18 protein-coding genes and 1 riboswitch are annotated in these 24,782 nt (G+C 51.4%); all 18 genes read right to left on the bottom strand.

Features of this window, described 5'->3' with window-relative positions; genetic code table 11:
• Window positions 1-8 precede the first annotated feature (8 nt).
• The gene (gene hpt / locus KJS57_RS23535) at window positions 9-548 is read right to left on the bottom strand and encodes a hypoxanthine phosphoribosyltransferase (protein ID WP_211025463.1); all 540 of its coding nucleotides are present in this window, start codon (window positions 546-548) and stop codon (window positions 9-11) included.
• Between the two features lie 35 nt (window positions 549-583).
• On the bottom strand, window positions 584-2,050 hold the full coding sequence (tilS, locus tag KJS57_RS23530; RefSeq protein WP_213656538.1) for a tRNA lysidine(34) synthetase TilS: 1,467 nt from the start codon (window positions 2,048-2,050) through the stop codon (window positions 584-586).
• Between the two features lie 49 nt (window positions 2,051-2,099).
• On the bottom strand, window positions 2,100-3,038 hold the full coding sequence (locus tag KJS57_RS23525) for a protein kinase domain-containing protein (protein WP_211025459.1): 939 nt from the start codon (window positions 3,036-3,038) through the stop codon (window positions 2,100-2,102).
• Entirely contained in the window at window positions 3,022-3,768 is a 747-nt protein-coding gene (locus KJS57_RS23520; protein WP_211025457.1) for a vWA domain-containing protein, read from the bottom strand. The genes KJS57_RS23525 and KJS57_RS23520 overlap by 17 nt, the downstream gene beginning before the upstream one ends.
• A 180-nt stretch (window positions 3,769-3,948) precedes the next feature.
• Complete coding sequence (locus tag KJS57_RS23515; RefSeq protein WP_244861685.1) at window positions 3,949-7,698, bottom strand: non-ribosomal peptide synthetase family protein; 3,750 nt, start codon at window positions 7,696-7,698, stop codon at window positions 3,949-3,951.
• A gap of 26 nt (window positions 7,699-7,724) precedes the next feature.
• A complete protein-coding gene (locus tag KJS57_RS23510; RefSeq protein WP_213656537.1) occupies window positions 7,725-9,485 on the bottom strand; it encodes a methyl-accepting chemotaxis protein in 1,761 nt (586 codons plus the stop codon).
• A gap of 164 nt (window positions 9,486-9,649) precedes the next feature.
• Window positions 9,650-9,741, bottom strand: a riboswitch (cyclic di-GMP riboswitch).
• A 170-nt stretch (window positions 9,742-9,911) separates the two neighbouring features.
• Complete coding sequence (gene spoIIE / locus KJS57_RS23505) at window positions 9,912-12,410, bottom strand: stage II sporulation protein E (protein ID WP_211025453.1); 2,499 nt, start codon at window positions 12,408-12,410, stop codon at window positions 9,912-9,914.
• Between the two features lie 370 nt (window positions 12,411-12,780).
• On the bottom strand, window positions 12,781-13,266 hold the full coding sequence (locus tag KJS57_RS23500; RefSeq protein ID WP_211025451.1) for a S1 domain-containing RNA-binding protein: 486 nt from the start codon (window positions 13,264-13,266) through the stop codon (window positions 12,781-12,783).
• Between the two features lie 124 nt (window positions 13,267-13,390).
• Window positions 13,391-13,729 carry an FtsB family cell division protein gene (locus KJS57_RS23495; RefSeq protein WP_213656536.1) on the bottom strand — a complete coding sequence of 113 codons (339 nt, stop codon included), beginning with the start codon at window positions 13,727-13,729 and terminating at the stop codon, window positions 13,391-13,393.
• 20 nt (window positions 13,730-13,749) lie between these two features.
• A complete protein-coding gene (yabQ, locus tag KJS57_RS23490; RefSeq protein ID WP_213656535.1) occupies window positions 13,750-14,319 on the bottom strand; it encodes a spore cortex biosynthesis protein YabQ in 570 nt (189 codons plus the stop codon).
• On the bottom strand, window positions 14,316-14,597 hold the full coding sequence (gene yabP, locus KJS57_RS23485) for a sporulation protein YabP (RefSeq protein ID WP_211025444.1): 282 nt from the start codon (window positions 14,595-14,597) through the stop codon (window positions 14,316-14,318). Before yabP ends, yabQ begins: the two co-directional genes overlap by 4 nt.
• 160 nt (window positions 14,598-14,757) lie before the next feature.
• Window positions 14,758-15,039, bottom strand: a complete 282-nt coding sequence (locus KJS57_RS23480) for an RNA-binding S4 domain-containing protein (protein WP_114498817.1) — start codon at window positions 15,037-15,039, stop codon at window positions 14,758-14,760.
• Window positions 15,039-15,311 (bottom strand): HU family DNA-binding protein, encoded by a 273-nt coding sequence (locus KJS57_RS23475; RefSeq protein WP_044482598.1) that lies wholly within the window; start codon window positions 15,309-15,311, stop codon window positions 15,039-15,041. Before KJS57_RS23475 ends, KJS57_RS23480 begins: the two co-directional genes overlap by 1 nt.
• Before the next feature lie 201 nt (window positions 15,312-15,512).
• Window positions 15,513-17,003 (bottom strand): bifunctional methyltransferase/pyrophosphohydrolase YabN, encoded by a 1,491-nt coding sequence (yabN, locus tag KJS57_RS23470; RefSeq protein ID WP_213656534.1) that lies wholly within the window; start codon window positions 17,001-17,003, stop codon window positions 15,513-15,515.
• Window positions 17,004-17,212: 209 nt separating this feature from the next.
• The gene (locus tag KJS57_RS23465) at window positions 17,213-18,964 is read right to left on the bottom strand and encodes a putative polysaccharide biosynthesis protein (RefSeq protein WP_213656533.1); all 1,752 of its coding nucleotides are present in this window, start codon (window positions 18,962-18,964) and stop codon (window positions 17,213-17,215) included.
• Window positions 18,965-19,180: 216 nt separating this feature from the next.
• On the bottom strand, window positions 19,181-19,723 hold the full coding sequence (gene spoVT, locus KJS57_RS23460; RefSeq protein ID WP_211025437.1) for a stage V sporulation protein T: 543 nt from the start codon (window positions 19,721-19,723) through the stop codon (window positions 19,181-19,183).
• A gap of 398 nt (window positions 19,724-20,121) precedes the next feature.
• Window positions 20,122-21,258 (bottom strand): peptidylprolyl isomerase, encoded by a 1,137-nt coding sequence (locus KJS57_RS23455; protein ID WP_213656532.1) that lies wholly within the window; start codon window positions 21,256-21,258, stop codon window positions 20,122-20,124.
• The gene (mfd, locus tag KJS57_RS23450; protein WP_211025433.1) at window positions 21,245-24,769 is read right to left on the bottom strand and encodes a transcription-repair coupling factor; all 3,525 of its coding nucleotides are present in this window, start codon (window positions 24,767-24,769) and stop codon (window positions 21,245-21,247) included. The genes KJS57_RS23455 and mfd overlap by 14 nt, the downstream gene beginning before the upstream one ends.
• Window positions 24,770-24,782 lie beyond the last annotated feature (13 nt).

Genomic DNA, 24,782 nt, shown 5'->3' with positions numbered 1-24,782 from the left:
CGGTAGAATTAGCTTGTGTATACTTCCGGCTTCAGCACTCCGACGAAGGGGAGGTTCCGGTATTTCTCGGCGTAATCCAGGCCGTAACCGACAACGAAAGCATCCGGGATTACGAATCCCGATAAATCCGCCTCCAGCTTCACGGTCCGGCGCGCCGGCTTGTCAAACAAGGTAACGATCTTGACGGAATTAACTTTTCTCCGCTCAAGCACATCAACGAGATAGCTAAGTGTGAGACCGCTGTCGATGATATCTTCCACGATCAGGATGTCTCTTCCCTCTACAGAGGAATCCAAGTCTTTGATAATCTTTACTTCTCCCGATGAACGGGTGGAGGCTCCGTAACTGGATACCGCCATGAAATCAAGTTCCAGCGGAACGGTGATTTCCTTAACCAAATCAGCCATAAATATAAAAGCGCCCTTCAGGATGCAGATGACCAAAGGATTCCGGCCCTCATACTCGGCACTTAGCTGGCGTCCGAGCTCCGCAACTTTTTCCTGAATCTGTTCCCGGGTGATCAAAATTTCTTGAATGTCGTTTAACAAGACAAATAACCTCCTACGTTATACTATGAATGCCTTCACTTGGTTAACCCCAAGGTCGGCTCTTTGCTTCCCGTATCCAGAGCCATACGAACAATGGAAGACGTAAGCCGGCTAACCGCTGCAACCGATGAACGCCGAACTCCGGGAATCCATATGATCCGGCCCTTGGCGTCGGTCACCACTGGGATTTGGGAGCGAAGAGAGGGAGGTATTTTCTCGTCGATGAAAATATCTTTCACCTTTTTGCTTCCATTTAGTCCCATAACTTTCATTCTGTCTCCCGGAAGCCGGGAACGCACAGTAAGCGGATAAACGAGCTCATCCGCATCAAACGCAGCCTCGTCGTTGCCTTCCGGCTTCGTTCCTTGAACGCCCGTGGCACTCTCGCGGGTAAACCGCAGGACGTGCCTTATGTCCGTAAGAGCCACCTCCGCCGGAAAATGTTCCACAACATATGTATAATGAGGAATCTGAATTTCCGCTCGGGCAGGCACAAATCGGACTGTATCGTATTCACGCAAGCAGCGGATTCCTCTGCCAAGATCCAGAGACCAAGTCGTAGGGAGGTCCTGGACCACGCCTTTCCGAATGGTTTCTATCTTGACAAAATCGCTGTCATCCGTGCCCAAAGGCAGATAATTTAATATTAGTTTAATCAACCTCCGTTGTAAAGCGGCATGTAAGGAGGTAAAACTCCGAACCCCGAAAGCGGCCCCGCCGTCTTGCCAAGTAACGATTTCGGCATGGATGCGCTCTGTTTCCAACTGCATATAATCGTCTTCTTCGCCCGCCACATCGGCTAAACGGTTCAAGGAATCCGCCAACTGTTCATTATATTGCCCCAAAAAAGGCAGCACATCCAGCCGGATCGCATTTCTTGAATACTTCGTACTGAGGTTGGAGCTGTCGGTTACATAAGGTATGCCGGAGCTCTCGCAAGCCGCCACCAGCTGATTCTTGTATATACGGAGAAAAGGACGGATTAGTTCCACATTTTTTTCGCGACGCTTCAGCTTCATGCCTCCCAAGCCCGACGGTCCGCTGCCACGCAAAATCCGCATCAGCACGGTTTCAGCCTGATCATCGGCATGATGGGCCAGGGCAATGGCGGATCCCCCGTATTTATCGGCAACGGAATGCAAGAATTCATATCTTTTTTCCCGGGCGGCCACCTGGCCTCCTTTACCCGATTCCTTCATATAAGCAGGAATGTCAAAAACGCCGAGTTCAAACGGAATTTGGAGCTTGCCCGCCAACTTCCGTACAAACTCGGCTTCCGCATCGGATTCACTGCCCCGGAACCCGTGATTGACATGAGCGCAGATCAGCTTCAAGCCAGGCTCAGAATCCCGGGCAATCTCATTTAAAATATGCAGCAGCAGGACGGAGTCGGGTCCTCCGGAAACCGCCGCCACAATACAATCCCCGGGTGCCCACAAACCGTGTTCTTGCCCGGTACGGCGCACTTGCCCCACCAAACGGTGTATTTCGGGATTCATCATGCGCCTCTTCCTTTCTTTAATAGATGGGATTCATATTAAAAGTGTGTGTTCAAAAGCCGAGGGTTAAGTAGATAGCGCATCCCAACAAGGTCAGCGCCAGCGCGAACGCCCCCAACATCCAGCGGGGTGTTTGCTGCCTCGGTTTGCGGCGGCTAAGAGGCGATGTAACGAGTTCCTTCCATAGTTGGCACGCTTCAGCTGTGTCGCCGAACTTTCCGGCAATGGCCCGCTCCATCCAGGCCCGGTAAGGGGCCAAAGCCGGCTCGCTTCGGATGATCGCAAGCAGGTCGCTAGAGCTCCTCATCTGGGGCAACTGGGTAGCGGCCCGTTTGAGGGGTTCCTCGGCCAACAGGTGAATGCATACCACCGTAAAGGAGAACCAGTCATAAGAGGGATCGGCCGTCCTTCCTCCTGCACCCCAAAATCCGCGGTCATACCATTCGGTGAACTGCTTTACGCTGCGCCCGATAGCGCTCACCCCGCCGTAATCGATCAGTTCCACCTCGCCGTAGGGCGATACCAGCACGTTCTCCGGCTTTAAATCACCAAATACCCATCCGTTCTCATGAAGCTGCCGGAGTTGCCGCAACAGGTGAAGGCCGGCGATGCTTAGCCAGGGTCCTCCCCTTTTGGCAAGGAAAGATCGGAGCGGATCCCCTTTAACATATCGCATAACATAGAAAGGAATCTCCCTTCCTTGGAGGGAGTAGTCATCTACCTCCACCAGATAAGAAAGATCCCGTCCCGCGCTGCCGCGCCGGCGGCCCTGACGCTGCAGCGCCTTTAACACATTGATTTCCGATTGTATATCCACCGTGTCGAAGCCCATTTTGAGCGCATACAGCTTGGCATTATCCAGCTGCTTCACCAAATATACGACTCCGTTCGCTCCCCGTCCGAGCAGACGCTGAATCATATAGCGCCCGCCATTCCAGCGACCGGTCACCACCGTTCCTTGCGTCAGAGCCGATTTAGACGACGTAGTCACCGAGTATCCCTTCTCCTCTGCCTGTTTCCTCCGGCCAGTTCTTGGATTCATGTCCCTTCAGTGTACCATATTGGAAGAATTCAATCACCTTCAGGATCGCCGGACCGGTTGGCGTGGCACCCCGCATGGAAAGCCGCTGAAAAATCGAGCGTACCGTTCCGAGATCGGTTGTCCAATCCAAATCCAATACGGCATCCTCGCCGCTGTGCGGCCCCGGGAAATGAAATACGGCCAAGCGGCTGTCTCCTTTTCGGGCACCCAAACTAAGCATCATATCGCGGATAGCCTCTTCCACAGCAGCCAGTTTCGGCTTCATGCTGGCACTTGCGTCTATCAATAACGCAATCTCAAGGGTACTGGTCTCGCTGAGCTCGTCAATCACCTCGACGACCTGGGAACGTTGATCAGGAGGCAGGTCTTCGACGGAAGAATTACCCAAAATTTGTCTCAACTCTTTATTAACCGCGTGCTGAATTGTCTGAACCACGGTTTTCCGGGTCATCATCTGCATCGTCTGAGCCAGCTTTTGCGTGCCCGACAATCTGCTCATCCCGCCGCCGGCTTTAGCAATTTCGGCAATCTCCAAACTGCCGAGCTCTCCGATGGTGCCGTAATCGACGATTCCCACTACATTGACGATAATTCCCTCTTGCTTGGCCAGCGCCGCTGCCATAATCGGGCTCTCTCCAACATTGGAACATCCATCCGTGATCAGCATGATTTGCTTCATTATGAATCCCGCCTTTTTTTAATATGAATGATTCGAAAGACTCTCATCTCTATCATTTCCAGTTAAGAGAGAATTCAAACTTAAAAAGGCGGGTCCAACTATATATTCATGATCTGATATGGCAAAAAGACGGCCTACCAAGCCCAAACAAACGGGTAAGGGTAAGCCGTCTTCTCGTTATTACTGCTCGATCAATACTTTCGGTTTTGGAAAATATCCTACGGAAACGGCGTGATCGGCCAAACGGGTCATATATTCCCGATCGGGTTCCTTACACACTACAGGGGTACCCTGGAGATACTCCACGGTGTGCGGGCACGCAAAGCGATAAGGAGAGTTCTTCGCTCCATCACCCTCGAGCTGGGCCATCGCCAGCTCCATTCCCGTACTATCCTTCGGCACATTGGAATCCAGCAGCCAGGACTCATATTCCGGCCAGTCGAGAAGATCGATCTGATAACCGTATTGCCGGAAGTAGTCTATCATCTGCGTGTAAGAAAGCTGAACCGGATTACAAATATGGAACAGGCGGCCGGCCGTTTCCTTTTGCAAGGCCAGGGCAGTTATCGCCTCGGCTGCATAGTTTACCGGCGTTATGTCGACCTGCCAGCTGACACTTGGTGCTTTGCCCAGCAGAATCATAGCCTTTAGCATTCTATAGAAGGCATTATTATCGATATTCCGTTGAAAAACGCCGGTCTCTGAATGGCAGGACAAGTTACCTACGCGATATACCGTAACCGGGACGCCCTCTTCCTGACAGGTTCTAACGACAAGCCGCTCCGCAGCAAGCTTGCTGTTCGTATAGACGTTATCGGTCGATACCGTATCGTCATAGCCGTCAAAGCCGGTAAATCGCTCCCATTGCCCGCCAAATGCCAGATCTTCCGGAATCCCGAGCGTGGACACATAATGGAACCGGATTTTCTTGTCACGGGCCAGCCCCATCAGTCGGTCGGTACTTTCCACATTCACCTTGGCAAAATACTCGGGATCGCCAAAATGCTTCACCTCAGCCCCGCAGTGTACGATGGAATCGATTTTGTCTTCGAGCAGGCTCAAGACGCGTTCATTCAGTCCCAGATTCGGCTGTTCCAGATCTCCTTGTACCGCAAATACGCGGCCTTCCATCAAGGAGTCGATCTCCGGACCGAAATATCCCCTCATTACCTTACTTAGTCTCTGATAAGGATCCTCGCCCTGTACCGGACGAATCAGGCAGTAAACCAAGGAATCCGTCGTGCGGAGCCATTCCCGCAGCAGTGACGACCCTAAATAACCCGTCGCTCCCGTAAGGAGAATATGACTCTGCCGACCTTCGTTATATTCGGTCAGTGACTCATTACCGAAGCTGCGGGGGTACTCAGCCAGATCCACAATTTCTCCCAAACGGCCGGGGGCTGCATGTTCTCCCGACGCCGTATGTTTCAGTTCGGTCACGCGATCCGCCAGCTTCGATATGGTTGGATAGCTGAAGAAGTCGCTGATTTTCAGCATCGGAAAGCTGGGCTTCAGCAGCACGAGCGTCTCCAGGATTTTAAGAGAATGCCCGCCAATCTCAAAAAAGTCATCATGGATTCCAATAGATTTACGGCGAAGCACCTTTTCCCATGCCGTTGCTATTTCCTTCTGCAGTTCATTCTCGGGTGCCGCAAAATCCGCATTCTCCTCTTCTTCGAAAGCCGGGATTTCCATCACGCCGAGACGCTTCCGGTCAATTTTGCCCGTTGGGGAGAGCGGCATTACATCCAGGCATACAAAATAACTTGGAACCATGTACGCCGGAACCTTTGTCTTCAAAAAGGAGGCAAGCTCCGTCTTCCCGGCGGATACGCCACCTTTTAATGTATAAAAAGCGGCAAGCAGCTTCTCGCCCGATTCATCCTCTTTGACGATGATCGCCGTATCCCTGATCGCATCGTGTTTAGCCAAATTTTCTTCAATTTCACCGATCTCGATCCGGTAGCCGCGAATTTTGACCTGAAGATCTTTCCTTCCGACATACTCGATTCCGTTTTCCTGCAGTCGAACAAGATCTCCGGAACGGTAATATTTTTTGCCAGAGTCCGGATTCACGGGATCCGTAACAAAGACCTCTTCGGTTTTCCCGGGCTGATTGAGATATCCTTTAGCCAAACCGACGGAATGAATCAGCAATTCGCCCACCACGTTCAAGGGGCACAGCTGGTCTTTTTCGTTCACGATCAGAACCTCGTAATTCGCAAGGGGCTTGCCGATGCTAACCGTGGTCCATTCATCCGGTACCGGACCTTCAATGATATGAGTTGTCGTTGCGACCGTTACTTCCGTAGGCCCATAGGCGTTCACGATAATCGGCTGATGCGTGAGCTTCTTTTGCAGCGTACGTACCGATTCTCCCGGCAGAGCCTCCCCGCCGATGACAAAGCTTTGAATCTTTACATAGTGGGCCGCTTCTTCCACGCTTAAATAGGAAGATAGCTGGTTGAAGAATACGGTTGGTAAAATTCCGATTCGCGTAGCCCCCGTCTCTTCAATTGCCGACGTAAAGGAGTCGACCGAATACCGCTGCTCGTTGGACAACAGATGTAATCTTGCTCCGCAGCAAAGCGCACTGAAAATATCGTATACCGATGCGTCAAAGCTAAACGTGGAATACTGAAGGATCACGTCCTGCTCTGTCATGCGAAGTTGCTCTATGGTAGCCAGCGCCAGATTGACAACGCCGGCATGCGGAATGAGGACTCCTTTCGGTCTTCCCGTCGTCCCTGACGTATAAATCACATAGGCCGTATCTTCGGAAGAAATCTCAACGATATCCGGTTCGCCCGTGTCTGCGTCTGCGTCTCCGTCAAGTTGAGTATCCAGACATAAGAGAGAAACATCGCCGCGGCCTTCATCCAATAAAGCGGACAACTGCGGCGTGTATGATTCCTTCGTAATTACGATGCGGGAGGAGGTATCGGCAATGATATAGGCATTCCGGTCCTCCGGGTGCTCCGGATCGAGCGGCACATAAGCGCCGCCGGCTTTGACGACACCAAGCATCCCGATAATGGCTTCCATACTCCGTTCCATAAAGATGGAAACGAAGTCACCCTTCTTAAGACCTCTGTTCAACAGGATCCGGGCTACCTGATCCGACAAGCGGCTCAATTCTACATAGGTCAGCCGCCGGTCCCCGGACGATAATGCCACCCGGTCCCCGTAACGCTCCACGGCGAGGCGCAGCATGTCCGGAATATGCTGCGGCATGGACGGCCATGCTTTCTTCGTATTGTTCAGCTCCGTATAGGCTTCGACATCTTCTTCCGTCAAAATGCGAATATTGCCTATAGCAGCATTCTCATCGGCCATAGCCGCAGTTACGATACATTCAAAGTGGGAGGCAAACTTCCTGACCGTACTCTCTTTAAACAGGTTTTTATCGTAGGCAATATGGAGCAGGCCTTCGCCTTCAACCAGCTTCACATGCCAATTCAGGCAGCTTGCCCCATAGGAGGCGTCCTCGCCGAATATCGTCTGAATCAGAGGAGATTGCCCGGTCAACCGCTCAATTTCTTGCAACGGCAAAGCGGCAAAGTCCAAGGCCTCCCATTTATCCAACAGTGTCCGATACAGATCCTTGAATGAAGTCCCCGCCTCGCAACGCACCCGCAGCGGCAACAGCCTGTGCTGAGCATCCTTTACTCCGACAATCTGATCCTGCTCTCCGCTCATCCGATATAAAAAGGCAAAATAGCAGGCCAGCATCCATGTGTTGTAGTCATATCCCTCGGAAATACGGGTTAATTCCCTTGCGTTGACGTTCAGTCTGAAGACGGTTTCCCTTCTATCCCGTCCGGAATTCATTCGGGGATAATCCGTGTAAATATCAAGTCCGGACAAAGGCGGCTGCAGCTCATTTACCCAAAAATCCCGGACAATGCGGTCCATTAGTAAGGTACCCACTCCAATTCAACTCCTTGTATCTCTCTCTATAATTTGAGGCCTTCCACAACTTTCTCCAATTTTCCGGAAATTTGGTTCAAACTCTCCGCCGAATCCACGATTTTACCTGCAGAGGAACGCTGCTCCAGGGCACTGGATTTGATATGTTCCGAAATGTCGGCATTTCTCTCCGCAAAAACGGAAATTTGCTTGATCGTAGCCGTGATCTGCTCTGTCTCCGCCGCCATTTCTTCAGTCGATGCCGAGACCTCCTGAATCTGGCTTGTAATCGCATCGGTTGCATGCAAGATGCTATAGAACAGTTCTCCCGTTTCCTTCACTACATCGATTCCTGCCTCGACATTGCGTTGTCCTTCACTGATGGCCGTCACGGCCGTCATGGTCTCGGATTGGATATACCGAACCAGGTCGGCGATTTTCTCCGCCGATTTCCCGGATTCTTCAGCCAGCTTCTTCACCTGATTCGCTACGACTGCAAATCCGCGCCCTTCGTCACCGGCTCTGGCTGCCTCAATACTCGCATTAAGCGATAAAAGATGCGTTTGCGAAGAAATCTGAGTAATGACTTGTACAATTTCCTCGATTTCCCCGGAGCGTTTCTGAAGTTGTTCTATTGAAGTCACCGAATTTTGAACCGATTGTTGGAGCGAATCCATCTGTCTCATCACTTTGCTGATGTTATCGCCGCCCAGTTCGGACTGCTCCTTCATTTGAAGGGAGGCTTCCGACAAGGAAGAAGTACTTCCGGCAACCGTCGATACCCCGGAATTGATTTCTTCAAGGGAAGTTACGCTTTCTCCAATCGATTTGCTCTGCAGGGATACCTTTTCCGAAATTTCCTCGATATGATTGGTAATGTTCATGGAGCTTTGGTGATTTTCTTCGGAAGTCGTAAATAAGACACGTGCCTGTTCTGCCGATTGGGTCGAAACCGCCTTCAGGGTCATGATCATTTCCTTCATATTCGCAACCGTAGCGTTAAACTTCGCGTTGACCTGACCGAGTTCGCTCTCGCCTGCTTTTAACTGCACGCCAAAATCACCCTGGCTGAGCTTATCCAGTGCTTGCATCAAATCTTTGACCGGCGCGAAGGTTCTGCGCATCGTAATATATTGAAACGTTAAAATCACGAGCAAGATAGCAATCAATGCAAGAGAAGTATATTTCAACAGATCCTGCTGCCCGTTAAGGATAATGCTCGCATCAAAGTCCATACCCATATAAGCAAATACTTGTCCGCTTGCATCCTGGAACGGGTACAATACCGTCAGCCACGTCCCATAATCGTCCTTATAAGGCTTCGTAAAGGTAATCTGTTTTGTTTTCAACATTTCCTGGACACCCTTCACATGAAATGCAGGTTGTCCCAGTTGATCCCCCAAGTGAAGACCTTCTCCCTCAAACATGTCCAGGATGGCCGTTGGGAAAGCAATCATAAGCGTGCTGTCATCCACTACTTCAGATCCGAAAATATAACCTTGCGCTACATTAGGATGCGTGGCGGATAATTCATCGAATATACCCGACAATTTCTTCTGGATCGGTGCATTGCGGTCTGTTGTCTTCATAGCCTCCGCGGCTTCAGCCGGAGTAACCTTGTTCATCCAGGCCTCCATGACCTCCTTCGAATCCGACTCCAGCTGATTGGTCAATACTCCGCCTTGGATATAAAAGCTGGATGCAATCAGAATTACGCCAGTCATCAGGATGGAGGCGCTTGTCAAAATCATGTTCTTCGTTACGATACTCCAGCGGCGGATTCCGCCCAGTTCTTGCGGCAACTTCATTACTATGTCTCCTCTTTCTGTCTATAAATGTGTAAAGGCTGCATACCCTCCATCGTCAAAATGCCCCGGCGCTCCCCTCCCTTCCTTCTAATGGCGCAAGAATCTCTGAATTTAGGCAAAAAAAAAGATAACCTCTAGTAGTAAATACTATAGGTTACCATTTTTTAGGCAACTGGCTGACATTTCCCCCTAATGGGGGGATTTAGTCCCTATAGTTTTGCGTCACTGCCTTTCGGCAGTTTTGCCAAATTATATCTAAAATTTTTGAGAAATAGTGCTATATTTGGTTCTTTATTAGAACGATAGAGTCAATTTTACTACAAACTTGAAATCATTCCCATGTAAAATAAACCAATTGTTTGTCTATTTTATGACTTTATGACTAAACAGACCTATTCCTTGCTACACAACCCTCCTACCCAATACCTAGCTAACTGTCCTCGGCCGTTCCAACCGGGTAATTCCGGGAATATGAAGCGTGGACCATTGAGGCATGAAATGATCGATCTTCGCGACCGCCACGGTCATGTCATCCAGAATTACATTCTTTTGATAACGGATCACGGACTCCAGCAAACAATCGGCAATTTCCTGAGGATCCTCCGATTGAATCTCCTGGATCAGCCGCTTGATCCATAACTCTTTGTTTACGGCATACCCGGGTGCATCATAAATCCCGTCGGTCATCATAATTAACGTATCGCCCGGATGCAGCTGAACCGTCACCAAATCCACCTCGATATCCTGAATGATTCCAATCGGCAAATTGCTGGCCGAAACCGGAATCACTTCCTGTCCCCTTTTTATAAAGCTAGGGGAAGAGCCGATTTTCAAAAATGTGGTCCGGGCGGAGTATTCATCAATCAGTGCCATATCGACTGTCGCGTAAATTTCGTCCGGAGAGCGGAGCATCAATATGGAATTCACCGACTTGATGGCCAGGGTTTCATCCATCCCGGATTGCAGTAGCTGTTCCAAAATGCTCAGTGCCGTGCTGCTCTCCAATCTGGCGCGCTCTCCATTGCCCATCCCGTCGCTGATAGCCACCGCATAGGTTCCGTTTCCCAGCTCCGCAGCGCTGAAGCTGTCTCCGGATAAGAGATCTCCCCCTTTTGCAGTGCCGGCTACTCCGGTCGTGATCTCATAGGTTTTGGCCGAACCAAAGGTTACGGTAGCCAGGCCATCGCGCCCGCCCGCCGTAGATTCGTCGATAACGGCGATATGCTCGCCCAGGATATCGGACAGGAGCGGGGCAATGATTTTGCGGCATTCGTCATATCCCCGGGTATAGGCATGGACAATTTCAATTTCGACGTTGCCGTGATCCAGATTCACGATGTCAATGTTATGAATGGACAAGCCCATTTTTTCCAAAGCCTCGCGGATTTGCTCTTCCTGCTTGTACATAGCCTGTCCCTCGCGTTGAATCTCTCTGGCCAGATCCTCCATAACCTGGGATACGCCCGACAATTGTTCCGCTACCAGCAGACGGCTGTCGTATATTTGCCGTTTCCAGTGCATATCATGTTGATAGAGATTGTACTCCCGCTTCATGACCTCCAGCACCTGATCGGTTTTCGTACATATTTTATTCCACTTGGGAGGAAGTTCGCCCTTGGACAGGTCCGGATTCTCCTCCACCGCCGTCATCATTTCGGTCATATACTTATAAGTTTGATAAAACTTTCCGTCCCAGCAGGCATTTCGGCGGAAGCAGGTGGCACAGGCGTTCTCGGTGACCGCATTCATAAAATGGTCCACTTCCTCGCTCCGTTTGGCAACTTCTCCCGAGCTGGCAATCTGACCGAAGCTGCGGGACAGCTGACGGAAAACTTGAGAAAATTGCGAGACCCGGCCCGCAGTGATTTCACGCATCCGCTTGGCGTATTCATGCTGGGTTTTCGTATGATCCTGAGTGCCGGGAACGTATTTCGCAATAGCGCTAACGACTCCCTTCGGCGTCAATAAAAAGAATGCGACCGCAACGCAGCTCTCCCAGGTAGAAGCCAGCACATCCGCCGGGCCCGTTAAATAAATGGATAGAATCGACGAGCCGAGCAACATTCCAAAGCCTACGGCCCATTTGCGTCCATCGCGCAGCATCCCGGCCAGCATGCCCGAAAATGCCAGCAAACTCATCTGGTAGAGTGCCGAGGTATCGGCCAGGCTAAGAATCAGCCCGGTTACCACACCGACCGAAGCGCCGAGCGTGGCGCCGCCAACTAAAGCAAACAACAGGATTAAATATCTCGTCAAAATATGCTCGATGGACAGTCCGGAAATCTCCCAGCCTACCGAGCCTGTCATTACGGATGCCAGCAAAATAACGAGACAGACGATTTCCTCCGTTCTCAGCTGATAGTTTCTTTTCCTGTAAGTAAAGACGGGAACCGCCTGAATAAACACCAGGGTCAGAACAAAACTGAGTACCGAATCCATTACGATCATCACAAATGCATACCAGGATAAGGACGGGCCGATAACCGCCGTAAACAGAAGGGCTAAAAAGGTGCTTGTAAATACCATCAGCGGCGCATAAGATACATCGGCGCGCTCGAACGATTCCATTCCTTTATGGATCAGAAAGAAAATGAGCAGCTCCGCCGCAATCACGGCAGCGTGTTGGCCCGATACAAACATCGCCCCGGCAACCATGACCGCTCCCGTCACCGCAGCGATATCGCGCCGCATAAACATCATTACCGCAAAAAAAGCGGCGGCAAAAGGCGAAAGCTCATCCAGGATCGTCGCCTTGCCGAGCAAGAAGCTCATCAACAGGAACAAGCCTGTCCACTTGCTTGCCGCAAACATTCTGCCGAACGTAATAATGATAGGAATCCCCCTCCATCCATCCCACCGAAATCCTCTCATCTGCCCTTTAGCCTTTTTCATCCCTGGGAATGGGATCACATTCCACTTCTCCATTACCTGGCACCGCCTTTTCCATTTTTGTAAGGTATGTCCCATTATAGGAGGGGGTGCGCGGAAAGTTTGTCATATACCGGAACCTGAACCAAAGAAATTTCCGACAAATTGAGAGTGAAATACGAAACATCACGAACCCATGCCCCCCATGAGGATGACCCATGGTAGGCGTTCCTATGTTCGTACAAAATGCATCCGATGGGGTAAACAATTTTTGTCAATTCATCCAAGGATGGACGAAGATTCCGTAATAACCTGTCGGCTCGGACGCCCAGACGACAAAAAAAGAATTTTCGTCGTAATTATGACGGCAACAAAAAACCGCAAGCAACAAATTGCCTGCGGTGGGTTTCAATATAAAATTGTTAAATTACATGCGTTTGGCTCCGCGTCCTCCGCGTTTGCCTTCCGTGTTCTTCTTCAGCGAAGAAATACGCTCTTCACTGTCCTTAAGGAAACGGGAAACTTTATCTTCAAATGAAGCTTTGTTCGGTTGCGGCTTAAAAGGACGTCCTCCCCGATCCCGGTTAAATCCGCCGCCAGGACGATCTCCGTCTCTACCTCCAGGACGATCGCTGCGTGGTGCACGAGGCGGTCTAGTATTAGTAGCCTCTACCGGTTTATCAACGGCTTGCTTAATGGAAAGTCCGATCTTGCCGTCCTTGTCGACGTTGATTACCTTAACGGTAACAACATCGCCGATCTTCAGATGATCATTGACGTCTTTAACATAATTGTCTGCGATCTCCGAGATGTGAACGAGACCCGTGACACCTCCTGACAGATCCACAAATGCTCCGAAATGCGTGATGCCTGTCACTTTTCCTTCTAACTTGGTGCCCACTTCAATTGACATAAAATAAAATGATCCTCCCTTAAAAATATACAGCCAGGTCTCGAAAACATGACTGCGGTGATTTGATTATACATAATGAGCCAAACAAGGTCAACAGCCGTATATCCCTATGGGCTCAGTCTTTTTAGGAGTCCGACTCGGATATGCGCACCGGAATTTCACCCGGTTTGTAAAGTCCGTATTTCTTCATCGCGATTTGACCGATATATTCAGGGTCTTTAAGACGATTTAATTCATATTTCAATTGGTTTAATGTTTGCTCATTAGCTTCCTTGGAAGCTTGCCGCTCCGAAAGCTGGAGGGATTTATTACCGATTTCTCCGGATTGGGCGATATAGGTATAGCCTGCCCACCCGACGAACAACACCATAAAGCACGTCCATAACCGAATACGTCTGCGCGCCCCGACCGATTTCACGGCGGTCTGTTTCATGTTATTCGTTTTGGCCGCTACATCGCGCATTCAGGGCACCTCCGTTTTCGTTATTCTTTGCCGAACCAGCGCTTCCATAATCCTGCCAGACTATCCCATACAGAACGAAGCCTGTCCGGCAGCTTCAGCCTCTTCCATATAGGTCTTGTGACCCAGGTCAAGAGTTTCCAAATCGGGGACAGTGTCACCCTCCCCATAAAAAACAAAACGATCCATAGAAATCCCAGCAGCACCCGTAGGGTCTTTAGCAGCCATTTCAACGGTGTAAGCACTGCCAGTTCCAATATTCTAATGGTTATTCTGTAAATCTTTTGAACTACCTTTATTAAATTTACCACAAAACGTTCCGTTATAAAACTGAGAAACAAAAAATGAATCCAAACGCCTATAAACAAACCGAGGAATACATAAAATCGGAGTTCTCCCTGGTTAACGTGGTAAAGCGTGCGAAAAACAAAAAGGGAGGCGGCGATCCAGTAACATAGATCCAGGATATGTACACTCCAGCGGGGGAAGCGAAGCTGTCCCGATACGACACGATAGCTGTCAAAGGCGATCCCCATGATTCCCCCGCATGCGAACATCCATAGGAGAGTCGCCCACTGCGTATGCAAATTCATCGGAACAGCTTCCCGAGCAGGCCTTTGCCGGGCGCATGAGCTCCCGGATCCAAATAGGATAAGGAGTTTACCAGGCCTTCAATGCTGACTAACCCCTGCTCCAGATTGAGATTTTTGATATGTAAATTTTGACCCCGGATCGTCAAATGCCCCAGTTCCGTCTGAAGCAGAAATTCCTCGCTGTCAAAACTCTCCACGTTCTGAACTCCTGAAATCTCCAGCAGCTTCCTCTGCATCAGATGCAGTTCTTGACGCTTCCCTTTTCCTTGTTCGACCATGGCATGTACCCCTCCTTCTTACCAATAGCTTATGGAAGGGGATTTATCTTTAGAACCGATTTAAAAAACTGTACGGACCTCGCAACTTTATGTAATGGTAAACAACAAAATAAAAAAGCATGCCCCGTTAGTTAAAACGGAACATGCTTGATCTCACGCCTTAATTCCAGTCAAGACCGGAGTCTTTAGCGATCGGTTCTTCCTTGACTAAGGTATACAGGGTGGCAGCCTCTTCCTTGCGAGTCGTCTCCGCGAGGCGTTCGACGCGAACCGTCACCAGCTTCTGGCCGAATTGAACGGTGATCTCGTCGCCTACCTTCACGGTACTGCTCGGTTTGGATTCGCGCCCGTTGATCAGGACTCTGCCTTGTTCGGAGACATCCTTTGCCACCGTGCGCCGCTTAATCAACCGGGACACCTTCAGGAATTTATCGAGACGCATTATTTTACGGCTTCTTTAAGTTTGTTGCCCGCTTTGAAAGCTGGAACGTTGGATGCAGGAATTTCAATCGTTTTGCCAGTTTGCGGGTTGCGGCCTGTACGACCGGAACGTTTGCGGGTTTCGAACGTGCCGAAGCCGATCAGTTGTACTTTGTCGCCGCCGGCAAGGGCATCGGTAATTTCGCCGAGAACACCATTCAATACGGTTTCAACGTCTTTTTTAGTCAAACCGCTTTTGCTGGAAATGTTGTTGATCAGATCTGTTTTGTTCATTAATAATGCCTCCCAATAATAAAAGAAATAGATGGATACTAACGGCTTCAGCCCTTATGGCAGTAAGCCGCGGAGATATCTTTGTATGAGTATTCTGCCTTAAAACTCAAATTCCTGCCCGCTATTCAACTTTTTTTTGCTTTTTCGCAAAAAAAACCGATTATTAGGGAAATTTCGAGTTATTTGGATAGCCTTTTTGGACTATTCGAGACTTTTGGCTTCGTCCCAAAGCTTGTCCATTTCGGCCAAGTTGCTGTCTGACGGCGTCTTTCCGGCTTCGCGAAGCTTGTCTTCCACATAAGTAAACCGTCTGACAAATTTCGCGATTGTCATGGACAGGGCCTCCTCCGGATCGGCTCCGATATACCGGGCCGCGTTTACGATGGAGAACAGAACATCTCCCAGCTCCAGCGTTTGGTCCTCGGCCTTATGCCCGCCGGTTACGGCCTCTTTGAATTCGGCAAGCTCCTCCTCGATTTTCGCCCAGACGCCATCGATGGAATCCCAGTCAAAGCCTACTTTAGCCGCCTTCTTCTGCAGCTTATACGCCTTCATTAACGCCGGCAAGTCCCGGGGCACTCCGCTCAGCGCCGATAATTTTTCAGGCTCGATACCCTTTCGCCGCTTCTCTTCGGCCTTCATGGCGTCCCAATTTTTGAGCGCCGCCTCGGCATCCTCGGCACTCAGGTTGCCGAATACATGCGGATGGCGGTAAAGCAGCTTTTCATTGAGCTCCTGAATGACGTCGTAAGCGGTAAACATTCCGGTCTCTTCTTCCATTTGCGAGTGCAGCATAATTTGCAGCAGCAAATCACCGAGTTCTTCCCGCATATGATCCGGATCGTCATCATCAATCGTTTCCAGCACTTCATAGGTTTCTTCTATGAGGTTTTTGCGAATCGATTGGTGGGTCTGCTCCCGGTCCCATGGACAGCCTTCCGGGCTGCGGAGAATGGTTACGATCTCATGAAGACGCTCAAAGCTCCGGATGCGCAATTGTTCGTCATGGCTGGCCGGAACGTACACCAGCGACAAGTTCCCGTATCCTTGGATGCGATCCAGTTCATAAAGCGGGATGCGAATCACCTGCTCCGCTCCGGTTACGCCGAGCGCATGTCCGACAACGACCGGATAATCATCCGGGTAAATGTCCATCAGGCCCAGCTTAACGTCCGAGGCGGTGAATTCGTCGTAAACCTGGCCGATCAACGTATGGCGCCGGGGATCAAGCCGTCCTCCCGACAACTCGGAAGCATCCAGCAATTGAAAGCCTTCGATCGGATCGAATCCGAGAGAGATAAATGCCGCATCGAGGAAGCTTTCTCCCCCCGTGATCTTCAGTTCGATTCCCTCAACCGGGCAGCGTTCCTGCAGCCGCTTTACGGTAGCTTCCGCCACCATCGGATGCCCGGGCACGGCGTACAGAACCTCTTTCCCTTCCGGGGCCGTCTTGGCTGCGGCGATCAGCCGCTCCACGATCTCTTCGTATACGGAGGGAAAGTCGTCCTTGGCTTCGTACACTTCATCGAATGAGGTGAATGAAACTCCCGTTTCCTCCAGCCAAGCCACCACCGGATGGTCCTTGGTACGTACATATCTCTCCTGCGCCTCCTGAAGCAATTTCAGGCTTCCCAGCGTCAGTCGGTCGGGATCGCCCGAGCCTAGGCCGACTACAGTTATCACTGCTCCCATTTGAGCCACACTCCTGTCTAGTTACCGGCTTAATTTGAACATTCTATCCCTTACTATACCACTTGCCGAACCGATGGCAAAAATGTCCGGCAGGTCCGCGATCAAGTGCCGTGGACGGTTATTGGCTGCGGCAAGGGCGGCGGATCTGCGTATAAGAGAGTGCAACAAAGATCTGCACTCGGCCGCTGGGCGCGGTACTCCGTTTGGCGTTACCGCAGCAGGCGCAGTTTCCGAAGCAGGCGGAGCAGCTTCGGTCCGACCCGCGGCAGGGCGCCCAGCTCTGCCGCACCGATCAGGCGCGCCCGCACCGCGGCGGCCGCAAACACGGCTGCGCCGAGCAGCACGCCGAGCAGGCTCTCCGCCAGGGCCGCTAGGCGGCCCGGCGGCAGCACGGCGTCTGCGACGAGGCGCAGCAGCAGCACGGCGGCCGCCATCGCCAGGGCGGCCGCGGCAGGGCGCAGCAGCGCGTCCCGCAGGCGCGGGCGCAGCCCTGCGCGGCGGAGCAGCAGCGCGAGGTTCAGCGCTGCGGCGACGGCGTAGGCGGCGATGCCAGCGATCGCCGCGCCGGTGATGCCGAGCTGCGGCACGAGCAGCACGTTCAGCGCTGCCTTAAGCGCGGCTGCCGCCAGCAGATGCACCGCCGGCGCGCGCACGAAGCCCAGCCCCTGCAGCAGGGCCGCCGTGATCGTCACCAGCGCACCAGGCGCGGCGGTCCAAGCCACCCAGGCGAACGTGCCGGTTCCCGTGCCGTCCTCGTACAGCATGACGTTGATCGGCCCGGCGAGCAGCGCCAGCCCGGCGGAGGCGGCCAGGCCAATCAGCCAGAACCAGCGCAGCGCCAAGCCAATTTGGCGGCGGATCCCCTCCCTGTCGCCGCGCAGATTCATTTCCGCCATGAGCGGAATGAACAGCACCGACAAGGACGAAGCAAGCATCGTCACCAGTTGGACGAGCGGAATGCCCCGATTATAGACCCCTACCTCGGCCATCGCCCGCAGCTCGTCCCCGCCACGGGATAAAAGCCGTGGCAAGGTAAACGTATCGACCAAACTAAGCAGCGGAATCGCCAGGGAAGCAAGGCAGATGGGAATCGCATAACGAAACATTTCCCCTAACAATCCCCGGCCGCTCTCCGAATTTTTCCTTAACCCGGCAGCGGGTATTCCCTGATCCGTCAGTTCCTCTGCTGGCCCGAAATTTGGAGTATTCGACTTTATTATAACCTGTGGCTGCGGCAGAGCTTCAGAGCGGTCCTGGCCTGCCGGGGATGCCCCCCTGCCGCTGGGCCACGCCGAATCCTGCCTCATCTGTTTATGATGCCCTCTCCAGTACAGGAGCATGACGAGCAATCCTACAGCTCCACCCACAGCCGAGCCCGCCAGCGCCCCGCCTGCGATCACGGCTTCCGTTCCTCCGAGGCCCGTAAAATAAAACAGCAGAATAATCATCACCGCTACGCGCACGGCTTGCTCGGAAACCTGAGAAACTGCGGTCGGCACCATATTCTGCAGCCCTTGGAAATACCCCCTTAGGGATGCGGTAAGCGGAACAAACAGCAGCGCAGGCGCTGCGCTTCTCAAAGCCGGGATCAGATGGCTGTTGCCGATCCATGCCGCCAGAAGCGGAGCTCCGAAGTACATCAGAATACAACCGGCAACTCCGAGTATAGCCATCACAGCCGTTGCCATACGAAGAACGGCCCGTTTGCCGCTCTCTTCGCCCATAGCATGCCGTTCGGCCACAAACTTGGAAACAACCGTCGGGAACCCCGCCGTCGCCAGTGTGATTAGAATGGTATAGAACGGATAAACGGTGTTATAAATTCCAAAAACACCGTCTCCCCCGATATTTTGCAGCGGAATTTTCTGCAGAGTTCCTAACAGCTTGCTCAAGATGGCCGCCAAGCTGAGAACGGCCGCTCCCTTCAGCAGGCCTGACGCCGTGCTTTTGTCTTCCCTCATAATCTACCTACCTTGCGGAATATAAAATGGCCACAATCTTACTATGTAGGTTCCATTATAAGACGAAAACCTCCTCTCCCGCCATGATAGCCCGTTGGAGGAGCCTAAACGCACAAATTTGCCAAGCCTCAATAACGCCAAAAAAAGACACTCCCGGTCCCGGGCGGCTCTGCCGCCCCGTTACTTCGGGAGTGTACTTGTCATTTCCAGACACGCTTACTGTTCCATTTGTTTTCCTAAAAATCCGGCGGCCGTTTCCGCCATTTTAGATTCCAGTTCCGACATTTTTACCGATTCGTCCTTATTCAACAGAACCACTGTACCGATCGGGTCCCCACCCGAGATGATCGGAGCGATTACAAAGGAAGAGATTGTCTCGGGATGGTCCCGAATAATCTCGTACGTTCCCGTATTCGACTCCAGTGCAATTTTGCGGTTGTCCATACTGTTTTCCAGGATAGTACCGATCTGCTTGTCCAGGTATTCCTTCTTCGAGGCACCTGCGATTGCAATCACTGTGTCCCGGTCAGAGATCAAAGTAATATGGCCTGTGCTTTCATACAGCGATTCCGCATATTCCTTTGCAAAGTCGCCCAATTCCCCGATAGGGGAATATTTTTTCAGAATAACCTCGCCGTCGCGGTCCACAAAAATCTCGAGCGGGTCCCCTTCCCGGATCCGCAGTGTGCGGCGGATCTCCTTTGGAATGACCACTCGGCCCAAATCATCAATACGGCGTACAATTCCAGTAGCTTTCATATCACATGTTGCCCCGCTTTCTAAAGAAGTATTGAACTACTGTCTGTTGGATATTCATTTACCCTTAGGTATGTTAATACACCGCTGCCGGTAAAAAAGTTGCGCGGCTTTCAGCATTTGCTGGACCGACCCGCAGCTGAATTTGTATACAATGGAGGGATTCGGCTCTTGTGATTCTGAGCATAGTATTCATCCCTTCCCAGCAGCTTATGCATTCGAATTTAACAGTCCTTTATTGTTCCTGCAACAGGCCAAGGGGACTAAAAAAATGCCGCAAAGGTGCGGCCCTTCACTGCTTGATGTGACAGCTTCTCATGGAATAGGGATTTTGCGGCAACAAAACAGCGCGAATCGCTCCGCGCTGCTCCGGCAAAACCAGATAAAACAAGTTACCTCGTTTATTTGTCGTTGCTGCTTGTACTGTTGTTCGTGGCTGCGCCGTTGTCCTTGGTTGCGCCGTCATTTCCGGAAGTTCCGGCATCGGTTTTGCTCTTATCGGCATTCCCGTTTGTTCCGGAATTGGTTGCCCCGTCTTCCTCTTTCTTCTGCTCAACCTTCGGCAATTCGATCTTCTTGATGATCTTCTTCTCCAGGTCGCCCTCCATAAACTTGTCCAAGTTTTGGGAAGCGACGGACATTTTGATCAGATCTTTCTCTTCCTGCGTCAAATCCTCGAACTTCTTCTCGGTCCGTTTCTCCACACGAATGATATGGTAGCCATACGTGGTTTCCACCGGTTCGCTGATCGTATTAATCGGCAGAGTGATCGCCTTTTCCTTGAACTCAGTTACCCAGTTGCTGACAGGAGTATCCGCATAGAGTCCTCCATTGTCGATATTGGGTTGACCGTCGGTGGAATATTCCTTCACTAGTTTTGCGAAGTCTTCCCCTTTATCCAATTTGGCTTTAACTTCATTAGCCACCTTCAATGCATCTTCTTTGCTGCGTTCTTTACCTTCCTTGTCGGTGAACCCGATCAGGATATGGCGAACCGAAGCGGTAATATAATTTTCTTTGGTCGCTTCGAATTCTTTTTTCACGTCATCGTCGGTTACTTTCGCTTTTTCGCTTTCCATGACGGTATAAATACGAACCATGTAGTTTTTAAATTCCGATTCGGAAATTTTTTGTCCGTCCAGCAACTGCTTGAAGGCATCATCGCCCATCGACTTTTTCATTGCAGTGAACTGTTCTTCGGCCTTCTTCTTGCCTTCTTCCTTCATCTTGGCGTCGGCCTTGGTATCCAAATATTCGTAGGCGATTTCCTGTTTGATCAAATAATCGCGAAAATCGTCCATTTGCATGAATTGTTCCATTTGCGGTTGAAGTGCCAGCACGATCCGTTGTTCCCGGTCGAACTCGTCCTCCGTAATTTCGCCGCCTTCGTAAGTTGCGATCACCTTACTCTTGTCTTCACTGCCACCGGCAGCACCCTTGTCCTCTTTCTTGCCGCAACCCGCCATAACGGTAAAAGCCATTACTGCAACGAGGGCAATGAGCAGCGTCTTCCAAGAACGCCCTTTACTTCGAAACATCTTGTAGTTCCCCTTTCGCTTTGAACGAGTCCTTCAGGGCTCCCAGGAACTGCTCCAATAAGCCCATCATTTCTTTGTCGTCCATTCCCTTGGTTTTGATGCGGATCAGCATAACCGACCCTTGATTAAATTGTACACGTCTTCCGAACAGATTTCCAACTTCCGCGATTTTGGCCGGAATGATCTCCTTTTCCCGTCCATCGTAAAACTTCAAGGTTACTTCATCCCCGCGCAAAGCGATGGACTCAATGCCGTATTGCTTGCCGTACAGCTTGACCCGGGCTACCGAAAGCAGGTTTTGCACCGCTTCAGGAAGCTCGCCAAAACGGTCCAGCAGTTCATCCTCCAGCTCGGCCACATCTTCAAAGGTCGCTGCGGAGGCTGTTTTCTTGTAGATCTCAATCTTCTGAATACTATCATAAATATAATCCGACGGTAAATAGGCGTCGATGCCAAGATCGATCGTGGTGTTCCAGTTCGACTCTTCCGGCACCGTTTCGCCAAGCATGGTCACTTTTCTCTTCTGAATTTCTTCCGCCAGCATTTGCGAATAGAGGTCAAAACCGACGGAAGCGATGAATCCGTGCTGTTCGGCGCCCAGCAGATTGCCTGCCCCGCGAATGGAAAGGTCGCGCATCGCAATTTTGAAGCCCGAGCCGAGTTCCGTAAACTCTTTAATCGACTGAAGGCGTTTCTCGGCAACCTCGGTAAGCGACTTGTCGCGCTGGTACGTAAAGTAAGCATAAGCGATCCGATTGGACCGGCCTACGCGGCCGCGCAGCTGATACAACTGGGATAGGCCCATTTTATCCGCGTCATGCACAATCAGCGTATTTACGTTCGGAATGTCCACCCCGGTTTCAATGATACTGGTGCTGACCAGCACATCGTATTCCCCGTCAAGGAAATCAAGGATCGTCTTCTCCAGCTCCTGCTCCGACATTTGTCCGTGTCCAATACCGACCCGGGCGTCAGGAACAAGCATCGAAATCTGTGCGGCCATCTCTTGAATTCCCTGTACGCGATTGTAAAGGTAATAGATTTGCCCGCCACGCGCCATTTCCCGTTCCACAGCTTCACGTACAAGCGCCTGGCTATGCTCTACCACATAGGTTTGCACAGGGAACCGGTTCTCCGGCGGCGTCTCGATAACGGACAAGTCCCGCACACCCAACATGGACATATGGAGCGTCCGCGGAATCGGCGTTGCCGTCAGAGTCAGCACGTCGACATTCGTTTTCAGTTTTTTGAGCTTTTCTTTATGAGTTACGCCGAAACGCTGCTCCTCGTCCACAATGAGCAGGCCCAGATCTTTAAATACGAGGTCCTGCGACAACAGGCGATGCGTTCCGATGACGATATCCACCGTACCCTGGCGCACGCCCTTGATCGTTTCATTCTGTTCTTTCCGGCTGCGGAATCGGCTCAGCGTCTGGATATTGATCGGATATCCGGAGAATCGCTCCCGGAACGTTTCATAGTGCTGCTGTGCCAATATCGTCGTCGGAACAAGGACGGCCACCTGTTTGCCTTCGATCGCCGACTTGAACGCGGCCCGGATGGCGACTTCGGTTTTCCCGTAGCCTACATCGCCGCATAGAAGCCGGTCCATCGGCTGGGACCGCTGCATATCTTTTTTGATTTCTTCAATAGCCCGCAGTTGGTCCCGCGTTTCTTCATAAGGGAACATCGCTTCGAACTCCTGCTGTTCCGGCGTGTCCTTCTCGAACGCATAGCCGGGTGAAGACTGGCGGTCCGCATACAGCTTAATGAGATCGTCGGCAATATCCTGTACCGAAGTACGTACTTTATTTTTGACCCGGGTCCATTCGTTGCCCCCGAGTTTATAAATCTTAGGCTCTTTCTCCTCAGAACCGACATATTTCTGGATCATGTCGATCTGTTCGATCGGAACGGACAGCTTGTCGCCGCCGGCATATAAAATATGCATGTAATCCTTATGGATTCCTCCGACCTCTAAAGTCCCGATACCCAAATATTTCCCGATACCGTGGTTTTGGTGAACGACATAATCGCCCACTTTCAGCTCGGTATAGCTCTTGATCCGTTCTGCATTGTCCATGCTCTTCGCGACTTTACGGGCTTTCCGCTGTTTCTGCGAGAACATTTCTCCCTCGGTAATCACGACCAAATGCACGGAAGGCAGCTCAAAGCCCGACTGCAGGTTACCCTGCAACAGTGTCGGCTCATCGATTCCGTAGTCCTGAAGCACGCGGCGCATCCGGTCCATCCGCTCTTCGCCGCTGGCCAGCATGATTACGTTGGCGCCGCTCTTTTTCCAGCGTTCCATTTCCGCCTTCAGCACGTTCATCTGACCGTGGAAATCCTGCATTGCCCTGCTGACAAAGTTAATGATATTTTGCGGCTGAGTATGAGGCACTTGACGCAAAAATAGCGACAAAAACAGCGTCTGGAACGGACGATGATACAATACGCGTTCCCCTTCCAGCGCAAGCGGGAGCTCAGGCAAGCTCTTGCCGTTCTGGAACAAATGCAGATTCCATTCCGACTCATCCCGCTCCAACTGACGGGAAGTTTCCAATAGACGGGCCGGCTCATCGAGGATGAGCAGCGTATCCTTAGGCATATAATCGTATAGCGTTTTATCTTCCGGATAAATCAAAGAAATATACTTATAGATTTCCGGAAAATAAACATGCTCACGCAGCAGCTCAATTTCTCTGGATACCTCTTCGCGAAGTTTGTTTTTCGCCTGGCGGTCGGTCATTTTCTCCAACTGTTGTTCCAGTTTTTCCGTCGCTTTCTGTGCAGCCTGCTCCAACCGTTCCCGGGTCGCGATCATCTCCTTGCAAGGAGTCACCAGCACCTGTTTGACTTGATCGACGGAACGCTGGTCAGCCGGATCGAAGGTGCGAATGGAATCGACTTCATCGTCAAAAAGCTCCACCCGGTACGCCAAAGCGGAGGTTAACGGATAGAAATCGATAATTCCGCCGCGGATGCTCATTTCTCCCCGCGATTCCACGCGCTCCACTCTTTCATAACCCAGCTCGATCATGCGGGTCAGGAAGCTGTCCATCTGGAGCGTTCCTCCCAACTCAATCGTCAGCCCGGCACTGGACATCGCTTCGGGGGTCGGTATAAACCGGCGGACGCCCGAATAAGGCACAACCACAACTCCCCGGAATGAATGGGAGCATTGCAGCAGTACCTCGATCCGCTGTGCGAGCGTCTCCGGACTGGAGACGGCCGCTTCCGCGGCAACCAGCTCATTCGCAGGATATAACAGCACCTGATCCGCTGACAGCGCTTCCTGCAAATCTTCATATATTTTTTGTGCGGAAAACATATTATGGGTTACGACCAGCAATGGCCGCTTAGTCTCTTGATGCAGCGCGGCAAGCGCAACCTGACGCGAGGATCCCGACAAACCGGAAATCAGTTGCTCCTTCATTCCGGCGCTTACTCCCGATATCATCGAGGTGAAGTCCGAATCCCGGGAGAATGCTTGTATGAGTGCTTGTAACAAGTGAGGCACCTCT

Origin of the sequence: Paenibacillus vini, from assembly GCF_018403325.1 — a bacterium.
Taxonomy (GTDB): Bacteria; Bacillota; Bacilli; order Paenibacillales; family Paenibacillaceae; genus Fontibacillus; species Fontibacillus vini.
This window is presented reverse-complemented; position numbering and strand designations above follow the sequence as displayed.